The 12,962-nt window shown below is 63.9% G+C and carries 15 protein-coding genes; 12 read left to right on the top strand and 3 right to left on the bottom strand.

Features of this window, described 5'->3' with window-relative positions:
• The first annotated feature begins 70 nt into the window (after positions 1 to 70).
• Positions 71 to 373: a DUF883 family protein gene (locus tag FJ419_RS20675; RefSeq protein WP_140541300.1), complete on the top strand. Its 303-nt coding sequence runs from the start codon at positions 71 to 73 to the stop codon at positions 371 to 373.
• A 204-nt stretch (positions 374 to 577) separates the two neighbouring features.
• On the opposite strand, the gene FJ419_RS20670 is transcribed toward FJ419_RS20675, so the two are convergent.
• Positions 578 to 1,165 (bottom strand): hypothetical protein, encoded by a 588-nt coding sequence (locus FJ419_RS20670; RefSeq protein ID WP_246679283.1) that lies wholly within the window; start codon positions 1,163 to 1,165, stop codon positions 578 to 580.
• Positions 1,166 to 1,447: 282 nt separating this feature from the next.
• On the opposite strand from FJ419_RS20670, the gene FJ419_RS20665 reads away from it, so the two are divergent.
• The 7 genes from FJ419_RS20665 (at position 1,448) to FJ419_RS20635 (ending at position 8,666) form a co-directional block, all read left to right on the top strand.
• Positions 1,448 to 1,714, top strand: a complete 267-nt coding sequence (locus FJ419_RS20665) for a helix-turn-helix transcriptional regulator (protein WP_140697499.1) — start codon at positions 1,448 to 1,450, stop codon at positions 1,712 to 1,714.
• Between the two features lie 203 nt (positions 1,715 to 1,917).
• A complete protein-coding gene (locus tag FJ419_RS20660) occupies positions 1,918 to 2,376 on the top strand; it encodes a YbaK/EbsC family protein (protein WP_140541302.1) in 459 nt (152 codons plus the stop codon).
• Between the two features lie 248 nt (positions 2,377 to 2,624).
• A complete protein-coding gene (locus FJ419_RS20655; RefSeq protein WP_140697496.1) occupies positions 2,625 to 3,953 on the top strand; it encodes an NAD(P)H-dependent oxidoreductase in 1,329 nt (442 codons plus the stop codon).
• A gap of 2 nt (positions 3,954 to 3,955) precedes the next feature.
• On the top strand, positions 3,956 to 4,987 hold the full coding sequence (locus tag FJ419_RS20650; protein WP_140697493.1) for a thiamine pyrophosphate-dependent dehydrogenase E1 component subunit alpha: 1,032 nt from the start codon (positions 3,956 to 3,958) through the stop codon (positions 4,985 to 4,987).
• Positions 4,987 to 5,985 (top strand): alpha-ketoacid dehydrogenase subunit beta, encoded by a 999-nt coding sequence (locus FJ419_RS20645; RefSeq protein WP_140697490.1) that lies wholly within the window; start codon positions 4,987 to 4,989, stop codon positions 5,983 to 5,985. Before FJ419_RS20650 ends, FJ419_RS20645 begins: the two co-directional genes overlap by 1 nt.
• 3 nt (positions 5,986 to 5,988) lie before the next feature.
• Positions 5,989 to 7,362, top strand: coding sequence for a pyruvate dehydrogenase complex dihydrolipoamide acetyltransferase (locus tag FJ419_RS20640; RefSeq protein ID WP_140697487.1), 1,374 nt, complete (start codon positions 5,989 to 5,991; stop codon positions 7,360 to 7,362).
• 137 nt (positions 7,363 to 7,499) lie between these two features.
• Positions 7,500 to 8,666: a DUF930 domain-containing protein gene (locus tag FJ419_RS20635; RefSeq protein ID WP_140697484.1), complete on the top strand. Its 1,167-nt coding sequence runs from the start codon at positions 7,500 to 7,502 to the stop codon at positions 8,664 to 8,666.
• A gap of 1 nt (position 8,667) precedes the next feature.
• On the opposite strand, the gene FJ419_RS20630 is transcribed toward FJ419_RS20635, so the two are convergent.
• The gene (locus tag FJ419_RS20630; protein ID WP_140697481.1) at positions 8,668 to 9,339 is read right to left on the bottom strand and encodes an HAD family phosphatase; all 672 of its coding nucleotides are present in this window, start codon (positions 9,337 to 9,339) and stop codon (positions 8,668 to 8,670) included.
• Between the two features lie 88 nt (positions 9,340 to 9,427).
• The gene (locus FJ419_RS20625) at positions 9,428 to 10,069 is read right to left on the bottom strand and encodes a hypothetical protein (protein ID WP_140541309.1); all 642 of its coding nucleotides are present in this window, start codon (positions 10,067 to 10,069) and stop codon (positions 9,428 to 9,430) included.
• Positions 10,070 to 10,257: 188 nt separating this feature from the next.
• Between FJ419_RS20625 and FJ419_RS20620 the strand changes: the two genes are divergently transcribed.
• From FJ419_RS20620 to FJ419_RS20605, 4 genes are read left to right on the top strand one after another with little or no spacing between them, the layout of a single operon-like run.
• Positions 10,258 to 10,695: a transcriptional regulator GutM gene (locus tag FJ419_RS20620; RefSeq protein ID WP_095767894.1), complete on the top strand. Its 438-nt coding sequence runs from the start codon at positions 10,258 to 10,260 to the stop codon at positions 10,693 to 10,695.
• A gap of 52 nt (positions 10,696 to 10,747) precedes the next feature.
• Positions 10,748 to 11,515 (top strand): PTS glucitol/sorbitol transporter subunit IIC, encoded by a 768-nt coding sequence (locus FJ419_RS20615; RefSeq protein WP_140541310.1) that lies wholly within the window; start codon positions 10,748 to 10,750, stop codon positions 11,513 to 11,515.
• Positions 11,516 to 11,530: 15 nt separating this feature from the next.
• The gene (locus tag FJ419_RS20610; protein ID WP_140541311.1) at positions 11,531 to 12,535 is read left to right on the top strand and encodes a PTS glucitol/sorbitol transporter subunit IIB; all 1,005 of its coding nucleotides are present in this window, start codon (positions 11,531 to 11,533) and stop codon (positions 12,533 to 12,535) included.
• Positions 12,536 to 12,562: 27 nt separating this feature from the next.
• Positions 12,563 to 12,943: a PTS glucitol/sorbitol transporter subunit IIA gene (locus tag FJ419_RS20605; RefSeq protein WP_095767656.1), complete on the top strand. Its 381-nt coding sequence runs from the start codon at positions 12,563 to 12,565 to the stop codon at positions 12,941 to 12,943.
• Positions 12,944 to 12,962 lie beyond the last annotated feature (19 nt).

Raw genomic sequence — 12,962 nt, 5'->3', positions numbered from 1 at the left:
GCTCGGTCGGTCGGCCGGAACGGGCCCTTCGCCCGTGCGTTAGGCCTTCTCGAAGAGAAGGACAACAAGCATGGCATCGTTTTCGACCCTCTCCGACGGTGATATCGACAAGCAGGTCGCGGCGCTTTCGCGACAACTGCACGACCTGAAGAAGGTTTTGGCCAGGCGCGGTGACGCCTATTACGAGGATGGCCGCGAGGCGGCGTCTGACTATTATTCGCAACTTGCCGATCTCTTCCACGAGGCGCTGCCGACAATAAGGCGCAGGGGCAGGGCGATCGAGCGCACTGCGCGCGATCATCCGGCGACGGCCGCCGCCGTCGGGCTGGTTGTGGTCGGACTGCTTGCCGGCCTCCTTATCAGCCGGCGCTGATCTTTTCGGCACCGCTATGGAAACGGCGGCGGCGTTGCGGCCGGCGATATCGGCGGATTGGGAAAGCCGGCGCGGCTCTCCTCGGCGCGCCACGCATCCGGCGCACGGACCTCGGCATGGAAGTGGCTCACTTCGCGATGCCGCCGCCCCAGCTAGGCCGAGTCTTCAAGTCGCCAAAGCTGTTCGAGCCGCTCGCTGCCCTCCTCACATCGGCGGCGCGATGCCGTGATTCCCGACAACGACGCGGTTCGCGATCAGCTTGCCGTCGCCGCCGCGCTCGGCATTGACGAACACTGCGATGCCCGGCGTGAGATCTGCCGGCGTGGCGGTGGCGAATGTCACGATTGGTGTCGTCTGCGGGATAGCGATCTGCTTCTTCTGGCCGTTGTCATAGGTAAGCGTGACGGTGCGGCCTTCGATCTCGGCGACGTCGGCGACGGTGCCGTTGGTCATGCGGCTGTTGGGCTGCAGATCCCAGTCGCGATCGCCTTCTCCGGTACCCTTCAGCGCGGCTGGAAAGATCACGACTTCCAGCGCGCCGCTGCCGCCGTCGGCCTTGGATGTCGAGGCGATGCCAAGAAAATCGCCCCGTTTGATATCGGCTGCCGACGCCTTGGCGACGCCAGAAATCTTCCATCCGTTGGCGAGCGTGATCGCATCGGTTTTGCCATCGCGATCCTTCACCGTCAGCGTCGATCCGGCAACGCTGACGACAGTGCCTCGAACACGTATGGCATCTGCGGCCCACGCTTGCGTCGCGCCGATGGCGCTTGAGACTGTGCCAAGCACAATTGCGCCCGGCGCCGGTCTGTCGGCCACCACCGGTGACGGCAAGCTAACGAACCGAGACGCCGAAAATGCCGGAGGATCCGGCCGCGGACCTTCAAAAGAACTTGATTGAGCGCTCCGCGGTCTTACATATACGCAGCCCGAGACATCAGCCGAAACGCAGCTTCACGATGGCGTGACGCCGTATGGGGTGCTCTTGGCAAATCATTTGTTAACGAGCATTCTCCCGCCCGTCTCAGGCAACACCACATTTTATCCGACCCTGTTTCATCTCAAGGAGTTGCCATGCCCAACACCGTACGAAACGCTGTTTCCAACGACATAATTGCCGCGTCCGGCCTCAACCCGTTCAAAGCCGCGCGCGAAACCAGGGGATACACGATCGAGGAGCTCTCTTTGACCTGCGGCCTGGCCGTGGGCGAGATCGTCGACATTGAGGACGGCAAGGACGCCGACCCCGCCAAGCTTCGGCGCATCGCTTCCGCCCTGCAGGTGCCGGAAGAGGAATTGATCAGAGTGCCGACCGCCGAGAACCGGCCCACGCAGCAATAGGGACGCAAGCAAGCGTCCATGTAAAAGCCCGCCAAGGCCTGCCTGGCGGGCTTTTTGATGCATGTCGCCCAACAGTGCGCTGCGGTTTTGGGGAACGACATACATCAAGACAAGGTGCGCAACGCGCGGCCGTGGCTCTTGTCAATGACCGCGCCGCCATGCGATTCGCGAGCCGGTGTTCGACAGGTCTGACGAGGGGTCCTATGAGTTTGGAATCGGTTCGCGCCTTTTTTGCCGAGCATGCACCCGACATCGAAGTCATCGTCACCGAGGCAAGTTCCGCAACAGTGGCGCTGGCGGCGGAGGCGCACGGCGTCATGCCGGCGCAGATCGCCAAGACGATCTGCCTGCGCGTGGGCGACGAGGCCATGCTGGTCGTGACCAGCGGCATCGCCAGGCTCGACAACCGCAAATTCAAGGACAGCATGGGCGGCAAGCCGCGCATGCTGGGCGGCGAGGAGGTGCTGGCAATCACCAGCCATCCGCCTGGCGGCGTCTGCCCGTTCGGCCTGCCGTCGCCGCTACCCGTCTATTGCGATCTGTCGCTCAAGGCCTTCGACGAGGTCGTTCCCGCAGCCGGCGCCACCAATGCCGCGGTGCGCATCACGCCGGCGCGCATGGCCGATCTGGTCGGCGCCCTCTGGGTCGACGTTTGCCAGTAGCAATTGCCGCCTAGATATCTCGTCATGGTTCGTCGCGGGCCGTAGTCCGGCTTTGACCGACATTCGGCGCGGCCCGCTCGCTTCCATTTGGTTTGATATAGGCATCCGCGCTTTTCGCCGTTGCGCGTCAACCGACTCGAAAAGCGTCGAGGACGGCCAAAGATTTGGACATTAGTCTTGACAGAAATACAGATGTTCAATACGCGTCAAGCAGTCAAACAGCATGCGATGTGGGAGGAATAAGCGGCATGGCTTCCAATATTTCGTTGACGGGCCTTGCCCGTGACCTCGAGGAGCGCGCCAAGTCCGGCAAGCCCATCCGCATCGGCCTGATCGGCTCGGGCGAAATGGGAACCGACATCGTTACCCGCGTCGCCCACATGTCTGGCATTGAGATCGGCGCCATTTCCGAACTCAACTTGCCGGCGGCCAGCAAGGCCGTCGATATCGCCTTCCAGGAAACCGGTCATGCGCGCGAAGTTTCGAGCGCCTCGGCGATGACGTCGGCCATGGAGGCCGGCAGGATCGCCGTCACCAACGATTCCAGCCTTGTCATCGGCAACGACCTCATCGACGTCGTCATCGATGCGACCGGCGTTCCGGCCGTCGGCGCCGAGATCGGCCTGCGCGCCATGGAGCATGGCAAGCATCTGGTGATGATGAATGTCGAGGCAGACGTCACCATTGGCGCCTATCTCAAGAGCGAAGCCGACCGCCTCGGCGTCACCTATTCTCTGGGCGCCGGCGACGAGCCGTCGTCCTGCATGGAGCTGATCGAGTTCGTCTCCGCCATGGGCCACCCGATCGTTGCCGCCGGCAAGGGCAAGAACAACCCGCTCAACATCGATGCCACGCCTCCTGACTATGAGGAGGAGGCCAAGCGCCGGCATATGAATGTGCGCATGCTGGTCGAATTCGTCGATGGCTCGAAGACCATGGTCGAGATGGCGGCGATCGCCAATGCGACCGGGCTGGTTCCCGACAAGCCCGGCATGCACGGTCCGGCGACGACGCTCGGCGAATTGTCGAAGGTGCTGGTGCCCGAGAAGGATGGCGGCGTGCTGTCGAAGGTCGGCGTCGTCGACTATTCGATCGGCAAGGGTGTGGCGCCCGGCGTCTTCGTCGTCGCCGACATGTCGCATCCGCGCATCTCGGAGCGCATGGAAGACCTGAAGATGGGGAAGGGCCCGTATTTCACCTTCCATCGTCCCTATCACCTCACCTCGCTGGAAGTGCCGCTCACCTGCGCCCGTGTCGTGCTTTACGGCAAGGCGGACATGGTGCCGCTGGCCAAGCCCGTGGCCGAAGTCTGCGCCGTCGCCAAGAAGGATCTGAAGCCCGGCGACAAGCTCGACGCCATCGGCGAATATTGCTATCGCGCGTGGATCATGACGGCCCCTGAGGCCCATGCGGCACGCGCCATTCCCTGCGGCCTGCTGCAGGGCGGCTCCGTGACTGCGCCCATCAAGAAGGGCGAGCTCATCACCTATGCCAACGCGGCGCCCGCGCCGGGCTCGAAGATCGCCGAGCTGCGTGCCCGCCAGGACAAGCTCGTTTACGGTGCCGTGGAGGCGTGATCATGGCTGGAGCCAGCAAAGCCGCCGTCGTGGACAGCCGGGCCAACCTGCCTTTCGTTTATCGCCAGTACAGCCCGGAGCAGCTCAGGGAGGTGCTCCATAAGATGTACCTCATCCGCCGCTTCGAAGAGGGCGCGGAAGAGTGCTACACGCGCGGCCTCATCCACGGCACCATGCACCTGTCGATCGGCCAGGAAGCCAGCGCCATGGGCATCTGCATGCCGCTCGCCGCGGACGACCAGATCACCTCGACGCATCGCGGCCACGGCCATTGCATCGCCAAGGGCGCCGAGGTCAGCCGGATGTTCGCGGAGTTCTTCGGCAAGACCACCGGTTACTGCAAGGGCCGCGGCGGCTCCATGCATATCGCCGATGTCGCCAAGGGCAATCTCGGCGCCAATGGCATCGTTGCCGGCGGCATTCCGATCGCGGTAGGTGCCGCGCTCTCGTCCAAGATGATGAAGACCGGCAAGGTCGTGGTTTCCTTCTTCGGCGACGGCGCCAACAACGAAGGCGCCTTCCACGAGGCGCTGAACATGGCGGCGGTCTGGAAGCTGCCGGTGATCTTCGTGTGCGAGAACAACGGCTACGGTATGTCGACCTCGACGGCGCGCTCCACCGCGGTAAAGAACATCGCCGAGCGGGCGGCCGCCTATTCGATGCCCGGCGTCATCGTCAACGGCAACATCTTCTCAGAGGTCGCCGAGGCGTCCTTCAAGGCCGTGGAGCGGGCGCGCGCCGGCGAGGGGCCGACGCTGATAGAATCCAAGACCTACCGCCATCGCGGCCATTCCAAGAGCGACCGCAACCGCTACCGCACCAAGGAAGAGATCGAGGATTGGATGGCGAACCGCGATCCGATCACGCTCTTCGAGACGGAACTCCGCGATTTCGGCTTCATCGACGACCAGGGCATCCAGGCGATCCGCGATGCGGTCGCCAAGGAGATCGCCGACGGCATCGAGTTCGCCAAGGCGAGCCCGGCGCCCGAGATCGCCACCCTTCAGAACTACGTTTACACGGAGCCTGCGTGATGGACGCCGCGCTGCGTGAACTGAGCTACGCCCAGGCGATCCAGGAAGCCATGGCGATCGCCATGGACATGGACGAACGCGTCTTCCTGATGGGCGAGGATATCGGCGTCTATGGCGGCGCCTTCCAGGTGACAGGCGACCTAGTCGAGCGCTACGGCACCGAGCGGGTTATCGACACGCCGATCTCCGAACTGGGCGGCGCCGGCGTCGCGGTGGGCGCGGCCGTCACCGGCATGCGGCCGATCTTCGAATTCCAGTTCTCGGATTTCGCCACGCTCGGCATGGAACAGATCGTCAACCAGGCGGCCAAGATGCGCTTCATGCTCGGCGGCGAGGTCTCGGTACCGGTGGTGATGCGTTTCCCGGCGGGCTCGGGCACGGGTGCCGCCGCGCAGCACAGCCAGAGCTTAGAGGCCTGGCTTGGCCATGTGCCCGGCCTCAAGGTCATTCAGCCGGCGACGCCGCACGATGCCAAGGGCATGCTGTTGGCAGCAATCGCCGATCCGGACCCGGTCATGATCTTCGAGCACAAGCTGCTCTACAAGATGAAGGGCCATGTGCCGGAAGGCCATTACACCGTTCCGATCGGCAAGGCCGAGATCCGCCGCGAAGGCCGCGACCTCACCATCGTCGCGACATCGATCATGGTGCAGAAGGCGCTCGACGCCGCGGCGGTGCTTGAAGGCGAGGGCATCGACATCGAGGTGGTCGATCTGCGCACGATCCGCCCGATCGACAGGCAGACCGTCATCGACAGCGTGAAGAAGACATCGAGATTGCTCTGCGTCTACGAAGCGGTGAAGACGCTCGGCATCGGCGCGGAAGTGAGCGCCATGGTCGCCGAAAGCGAGGCGTTCGACTATCTCGATGCGCCGATCGTGCGCCTCGGCGGCGCCGAGACGCCGATCCCCTACAATCCGGATCTGGAAAAGGCGACGGTGCCGCAGGTTCCCGACGTCATCGCCGCCGCCCGCGACCTGGTGAAAGGGGTCCGCTGAGCGATGCCGACCGAAGTCATTCTTCCCAAGGTCGACATGGATATGGCGACCGGCCAGATCTCGCGCTGGTTCGCCGAGGAGGGCGCGCACGTCAAGAAAGGCGACGTGCTCTTCGAGATCGAGACCGACAAGGCGGCAATGGAGATCGACGCGCCGGCCAGCGGCACGCTGCGCGACGTCACCGGCAAGGAGCGCGTCGACATTCCGGTCGGCGAACCGGTGGCATGGATTTACGCCGATGACGAGGTCTATGAATCAGGAACGACGCCGCAGAACGGGGCGCCAATCTCCCCCCAAGTGGGGGAGATGTCGGCGAAGCCGGCAGAGGGGGGCGCTGTCCCGCTGACGTCTCGTTCCGTCGCGCCCCCCTCTGCCCTGCCGGGCATCTCCCCCACAAGGGGGGAGATCGGCCAATCGCAGGGCGAGCGCGCAACGCCGCTGGCGCGCCGCTTGGCTCGCGAAGCCGGTCTTAAGATTGCCGACATAGAAGGCAGCGGTCCGCGCGGCCGTGTTGTGCGTGCCGACGTTGAGGCCGCGGTCGCCGCAAAAGGCGCCGCCGTCCCTGCTCAACCGGCCGCCGAGATCCCGGCCGGCGGCCCATCCGCTCCGGCGGCGGCGCCCAAGCCGATGTCGGACGACCAGGTGCTGAAGCTGTTCGCCGAAGGCTCCTACGAGCTCGTGCCGCACGACAACATGCGCAAGACCATCGCGCGCCGCCTGGTCGAGGCGAAGTCCACCATCCCGCATTTCTATTTGACGCTCGATTGCGAGCTCGACGCGCTCTTGGCGCTGCGCACGCAGCTCAATGCCGCAGCCCCGATGCGGAAGACCGACAAGGGCGAAGCGCCGGCCTACAAGCTCTCGGTCAACGACATGGTCATCAAGGCCATGGCCATGGCGCTGATGGCGGTGCCGGACGCCAACGCCTCGTGGACCGAGAACGCCATGGTCAAGCACAAGCACGCCGATGTCGGCGTCGCCGTGTCGATCCCCGGCGGCCTGATCACGCCGATCATCCGGCATGCCGACGAAAAGACGCTGTCGGTCATTTCCAACGAGATGAAGGACCTGGCCGGCCGTGCCAGAAGCCGCAAGCTGAAGCCGGAAGAATATCAGGGCGGCACGACGGCGGTGTCCAATCTCGGCATGTTCGGCGTCAAGGACTTTGCCGCCGTCATCAACCCGCCGCATGCGACGATCCTGGCTGTCGGCGCCGGCGAGGAGCGGGCGGTGGTCAAGAAGGGCGAGATCAGAATAGCCACCGTGATGTCGGTGACCTTGTCGACCGATCACCGCGCCGTCGATGGCGCGCTTGGCGCCGAACTGCTCGGCGCCTTCAGGCGCTTGATCGAAAACCCGATGAGCATGCTGGTGTAAGCCAATCCCTGCAGGGCCTCACTCCGGCTTGCTTTCACGCAGCGGGCCTTCCGATCACCGACTTGTCAGGCCGCCAGCCCGCGCGGACCCGGTTTCCCTGCTTGAAGCCGCCGTCATTTCGTTCCACATCGGGCGCAATGAACGGCAAGATGCGGGAATGGTTTCGGAATTGGCGGTGGGCCTTGGCCGCATCGCTATTCCTGCATGCCTTGATCGCAGCATTCTTGTTCTTTGGCCTGCCGAGACCCGAGCAACAGCCGGACCAACAGGAACAGCCGGTCAATGTCGCGATCGTGCCGCCGCCCGAGCAGCCCAAGCCGAAGCCCACTCCAAAGCCGCCGGAGCCGACGCCCGAAAAGCAGGCTGAAAAGCCGTCCGAGCAGGCCGTGCAAAAGCCACCGCCGCCGCAGCCGCCGAAACCCCAGGACATCCCGGTTCTGAAGCGCGTTTTTCAGTATGGCGAGAAGGATACCGGCCCGGAGAAATCTCTCAACGGCGGCAGCGCGCCGGCCAACGCTCCGTCGCAGGCCAAGGATGAACCCGCGAAGCCGCCCGTCTCATCGAAGCCCGCGCCCAACCAGCCGGCTCCGCCTGCAACGCCCAAGCAGCAGGCGGACACCAACAAGGCTCAAGAGAAGCCGGTAACCACCGCGCCGGACGAAAAACCCGCGCAAAGCGAGGAGAGGCAGGCAACCGAGGACACTGACAAACAGCAGCAGGACAAGCAGGAGGCAATTCCGCAAACCGCCGGAAAGCAAGCTGCCGAAACGCCAAAGCCGTTGACGGCCGAGGCCGGCGACAAGCCTGGGCCGGCCGAAAAAGCAAAGCCCAAGCCTTCCAAGGCGATGAAGTTCAAATCCGCAAGAGCTTTGAGAGCGCCGAGCGGGAACCCGGGAAGGTCAAGCCCCGCCGACAGCGAGGTTGCGGGATCGCCGATCTATTCCGGCCTGCCGGGCGTCAGAAAGCTTTACTCGCCGGGTGCGACCGGCAACGCGTTGGCCACAAGCTCGATGGAGAATGTGCCGCGCGATCAGCGCGTAGCCAACCTGTGCGCCAACGTTCTGAACCAGGAATTGCAGAGTGCCGATTACTCGCCCAAATGGCTGCCGACCATTCCCCTGAAGCAAGGCAATGTTCTTAACCCTCCGCAGGCAGCCTTCAGCACGACAACCCAATGGTATGATCTCAGCTTCCGCTGCGAGGTCGACGCCGATGCAACGAGGGTCCTGTCCTTCAATTTCCGCGTGGGGGGATTGGTCCCGCCTGGGGAGTGGACCCGGCGCCGCTTCCCAAGTCTCCGCTAGTTCAGGCCGGGACACCAAGCCCGGCCAACTGCCGGCTGACGTCGTGCCAGTCGGCGCAGACGAAATCCGCGCCTGCGGCCTTCAGCCGGGCGCCGTGCTCGGGATAGGTATGCCCGCCGCCGGTATAGCCGATCGCGATCATGCCGGCCGCGACGGCGCCCTGGACGCCAAAAGGCGAATCCTCGACCACGATGCAGTCGGCGGGGTTCGCGCCCATTTTCTCGGCGGCGTACAGGAAGATGTCGGGCGCCGGCTTGCCGTTCTTCACCATCGAGGAGGAAAAGATCGCCTCGCCGAAGAAGCGCGACAGTCCGGTTACCGAGAGGCTGTGGTTGATGCGTTCGACTGAAGATGACGAGGCGACACAGCGGTCACCGGCAAGCGCGCTCAGGAACGGCAGGATCCCCGATGTCGGCTTCAGCTCCTCCGAAAAGAGCAGCTTGGTCTCGGCCCAGATGTCGCCGTCGGCGGTGGGCGGGAACTGATGTCCCGTCAGTTCCTTGATTTTGACGATGATGTCGGCCTGCTTCATGCCGATGCATTGCGCGATGATGCCGCCATGGACGCCAGGCATGCCATGCTTCTGGTAGACGCGCTCATAGGCTTTGGCGGCCAGCGGTTCGCTGTCGACGAGGACGCCGTCGCAGTCGAAAATCAGTCTAGGTTGCGCCACGCGCTTCTCCCGGCCTCTGTGCCATACGCACATCGCTATCGATAAAAAGTCAGATGTTCAATAGTGATGCGGGTGCATCTCCTGCGCATCAAAGCTGGCGCAGCGCCTCGCTGACCGGCGTGGATCCAAGCGCGCGCTGCATGGCCTGGCGCGACTGCGCGCGGTCGGGTGTGATCCAGTTGGGCTCGGCGCCGAGGAAGCGGTCGAGGAAGGCCACGGCATAGGCGGGCATTTCCGTTGCGTTCTCGCGGTAGGACCACCAAGTGCGCAGGTCGTCGGCGCATTTGTCGATGCTGGGCGCCGTGCCGAACTCCTGCTCGTGCACGGCCAGGATCGCCGACACGCAGTAGTTGGTATAGAGAAAACCTTCCGGCCAGAAGCGCACGATTTCCGCCGTGCCGGCATTGGCTTCCGTCTCGATCATTTCGGTAAGACCGGAGACCTCTCGCGCCGGCGCCTGCCGGATCAGCTCGCGCAGCACCAGCCCGGCGGCGAACACGATGAAGTCCGCGCGGTCGACAGCTGCGAATCGCTTCTGCGCTTCCATGACGTCGATCCAGTCGAGGAAGGCGCGCGTCAGCTTGGCCTCGTCGATCTCGAAGCGCACGCCGAAGGTTTCCGACACCACCTTCGCGCTGCTGCGGAAGGTGGCGCGAAACCAGCGCAGCTGCCGCAGCCGGTGACGAAGGTCCGGCATAAGCGCCAGTTCGTGCCTGAAAGGCAGATCCATGTCTCATATCCCGTTTGGCGACAGGCTAGCACAGCGCTGCCGTTGCCGAAATCGGTCAGCCACCTGTGGAGCGTTACGGCGGCTAATATAATACATGTTGACATTCTAGGAAACAAATGTTCTCACTTTCGGGTCATCTCGCCTCCGTCCAATATGTGCCGGAGGAAGAGAATCGGGAGGAAACCGAAATGGCGATCTGGCAGTGGGCGCTGCTTCTGCTGTTTGTCGTCTGGGCGCTGCAATCGCTCGGCGTCTGGCTGCAGATGCGGCATTATGCGGACGTCTTCAAAGGCGTCACCGGAGAGTTCAAGGACGGCTTCGTCGGCGCCGGCAATTTCCGCGGCCGGCTCGCCAAGGGTACCATTGCGCTCGTCGTCGTGACGCCCGATCTCATCGTGCGCCGCATGATGGTCATGAGCGGCCGTTCGGTGCTCACCAAGTTCAAGCGACATGAAGAATTCGAGGGTATCCCCCTCGATCGACTCCGGTCCAACCCTGCGATCATGGGGGAGGGGGAACCCGGTGTGGCCGAGGCCGTGAAACGGGCGATCGAGCAGATCGACCGCGCGCGGTCGGAGCCGGGGAAGAAGCCGGGCCTGTCCGGTTTGAACGTAGCAAGGGCTTAAGCGACGCCGGCAGCCGGCTGGGAATGACCGGCGGGGGTCATAAGGAGGAGAAATGTCTGTAATTTCGTTATTGGCGCAGCATGCCGACCTGGCGGTGCACAACCTGCATGTCGCAGGCACCATGGTCTCGGATGCTGCCTGGCACGGCAAGCTCGGCGTCGAGCATGCCACCGATCACCTCGTGGTCCTGGCGCAGGCGACGACCGACAATGCGCCGGTCACCGCCGATCAGCTCAAGGAACAGCTGAAGAATGTGCAGCAGGAAGAGCAGCTCGGCTGGCTGACGGCGATCGGCAAGTATTTCATCGGCATCTTCCAGAAGGGCGGCGAAGTGTTCGCCGGCTTCGTCACCGGCATCATTCCGACCCTGGTCGTGCTGATGACCGCCTTCTACGCCGTCACCGAACTGGTCGGCGAGGAGCGCGTCCACGGCCTCGCGCGCGGCGCCGGCCGCATCGCCCTGACCCGCTACACGGTGCTGCCGGTCCTGTCGGTGTTCTTCCTCACCAACCCGATGGCCTACACCTTCGGCTCCTTCCTGGAAGAAAAGCACAAGCCTGCCTTCTACGACGCGGCGGTGTCCTATGTGCATCCGCCGCTCGGCCTCTTCCCGCATATCAACCCCGGTGAATATTTCGTCTGGGGCGGCATGCTGGTCGCGCTGCTCGATCTCGAGAAGCGGGGCGTCATCGCCAACGGCTACCACGTCAAGGTAGCCATCTGGTACGCCCTCGTCGGTCTTGTCGTCATCCTGCTGAAGGGCATGCTGACCGAGCGCATCACGGCCATCATGGCACGCCGCCAAGGCGTCGAGCTCTAAGGGCGGGAGGACACCATGGCCAAGACATACAAGGCAGTAAAGATATCGAGGGGCTCCACCGGTTGGGGCGGCCCGCTGGTCATCGAACCGACCGAGCAGCGCAGCAAGGTCGTGTCGGTAACCGGTGGCGGCATTCATCCGGTGGCGCAGCTTATCGCCGACATGACCGGCGCCGAAGCGGTCGACGGCTTCAAGGCGCCGCCGATCGAAAGCGAGATGGCGGTCGTCGTCGTCGACTGCGGTGGCACGGCGCGCTGCGGCGTCTATCCGCGCAAGCGAATCCCGACCGTCAATCTGACACCGGTCGGCCAGGCGGGTCCGCTCGCCCAGTTCATCACGGAAGACATCTACGTTTCGGGCGTGAAGCCGGCCAACGTCACAATGGCGGACGGATCCGAAGCGGTCACCACTGCGGGGGGAGCAGCATCGATGAGTACAAGCAACAACACCACTGCCAGGGCGGCCGAACCGCTGCCGAACGAGGGCGGACTTATCGGCCTGATCAGCTCGATCGGCCGCGTCATGGGCCGTGTCGTCGGCATCTTCTTCAACTCCGGCCGCCGCACCATCGATCAGGTTATCCGCAACGTGCTGCCCTTCATGGCCTTCGTGACCATGCTGATCGGCCTGATCCTCTACACTGGCATAGGCGACGTGCTGGCACAGCCGATGGGACCCTTGGCCAACAACATCGTCGGCCTGCTGGTCATCTCGGCCATCTGCGGCCTGCCGTTCCTGTCGCCCATCCTTGGCCCAGGCGCGGTCATCGCCCAGGTCATCGGCGTTGCCATCATCGGGCCGCAGATCGCCAACGGCACCATCTCGCCCGCGATGGCTTTGCCGGCGTTGTTTGCCTACAACACCCAAGTGGGCTGCGACTTCGTTCCCGTCGGTCTGGCGCTCGGTGAGGCCAAGCCGAAGACGATCGAGATCGGCGTCCCGGCGGTGCTCATCAGCCGCCAGATCATGGGCCCGGTCTCCGTGCTGATCGCATGGGTCGTCTCCCTGATCGTGTTCTAAGTCAGCAACAATATCGAGGTTCGCCATATGTCGGTTCTTCTCAAGACACGGGTCACAGCTATCGGACCCGAAGTGGCGGACCTCGCCGAGGGCGGCGTGGTCATCCTGTTCGCGGATGGCTCGCCTCCTGAACTCGCCGAAGTCTCGGTGCTGCACTTGGCAGAGCAGGGGCCCAGTGACGACGCGCCGCAAAAGGGCGCGTCGATCACGCTCGGACCGGTTTCGGCGACGATAACGGCGGTGGGCTCCACGGCCTGGAGCAAGGTGCGCGAGATGGGCCATGTCGTGATCTCCTTCAACGGAGCATCCGAGGCCGAAAGGCCGGGCGAAGTTTGCGCATCCGAGGTCGACACCGGAGCGCTCGTGGCCGCCCTGACACCGGGCGCTGTCATCACCATCGCCGCCTGATAATATCCGCGCTGTCTGT

The organism is Mesorhizobium sp. B2-6-2 (assembly GCF_006440615.1).
Taxonomy (GTDB): domain Bacteria; phylum Pseudomonadota; class Alphaproteobacteria; order Rhizobiales; family Rhizobiaceae; genus Mesorhizobium.
The sequence above is the reverse complement of the archived record's forward strand: the minus strand, read 5'-3'. Positions and strand labels throughout refer to the sequence as shown.

Excerpts from the sequence above, each read along its gene's own strand:
- FJ419_RS20675 (WP_140541300.1), top strand. The coding sequence starts at position 71 with ATGGCATCGTTTTCGACCCTCTCCGACGGTGATATCGACAAGCAGGTC.
- FJ419_RS20665 (WP_140697499.1), top strand. The coding sequence starts at position 1,448 with ATGCCCAACACCGTACGAAACGCTGTTTCCAACGACATAATTGCCGCG.
- FJ419_RS20660 (WP_140541302.1), top strand. The coding sequence starts at position 1,918 with ATGAGTTTGGAATCGGTTCGCGCCTTTTTTGCCGAGCATGCACCCGAC.
- FJ419_RS20655 (WP_140697496.1), top strand. The coding sequence starts at position 2,625 with ATGGCTTCCAATATTTCGTTGACGGGCCTTGCCCGTGACCTCGAGGAG.
- FJ419_RS20650 (WP_140697493.1), top strand. The coding sequence starts at position 3,956 with ATGGCTGGAGCCAGCAAAGCCGCCGTCGTGGACAGCCGGGCCAACCTG.
- FJ419_RS20645 (WP_140697490.1), top strand. The coding sequence starts at position 4,987 with ATGGACGCCGCGCTGCGTGAACTGAGCTACGCCCAGGCGATCCAGGAA.
- FJ419_RS20640 (WP_140697487.1), top strand. The coding sequence starts at position 5,989 with ATGCCGACCGAAGTCATTCTTCCCAAGGTCGACATGGATATGGCGACC.
- FJ419_RS20635 (WP_140697484.1), top strand. The coding sequence starts at position 7,500 with ATGAACGGCAAGATGCGGGAATGGTTTCGGAATTGGCGGTGGGCCTTG.
- FJ419_RS20625 (WP_140541309.1), bottom strand. The coding sequence starts at position 10,069 with ATGGATCTGCCTTTCAGGCACGAACTGGCGCTTATGCCGGACCTTCGT.
- FJ419_RS20620 (WP_095767894.1), top strand. The coding sequence starts at position 10,258 with ATGGCGATCTGGCAGTGGGCGCTGCTTCTGCTGTTTGTCGTCTGGGCG.
- FJ419_RS20615 (WP_140541310.1), top strand. The coding sequence starts at position 10,748 with ATGTCTGTAATTTCGTTATTGGCGCAGCATGCCGACCTGGCGGTGCAC.
- FJ419_RS20610 (WP_140541311.1), top strand. The coding sequence starts at position 11,531 with ATGGCCAAGACATACAAGGCAGTAAAGATATCGAGGGGCTCCACCGGT.
- FJ419_RS20605 (WP_095767656.1), top strand. The coding sequence starts at position 12,563 with ATGTCGGTTCTTCTCAAGACACGGGTCACAGCTATCGGACCCGAAGTG.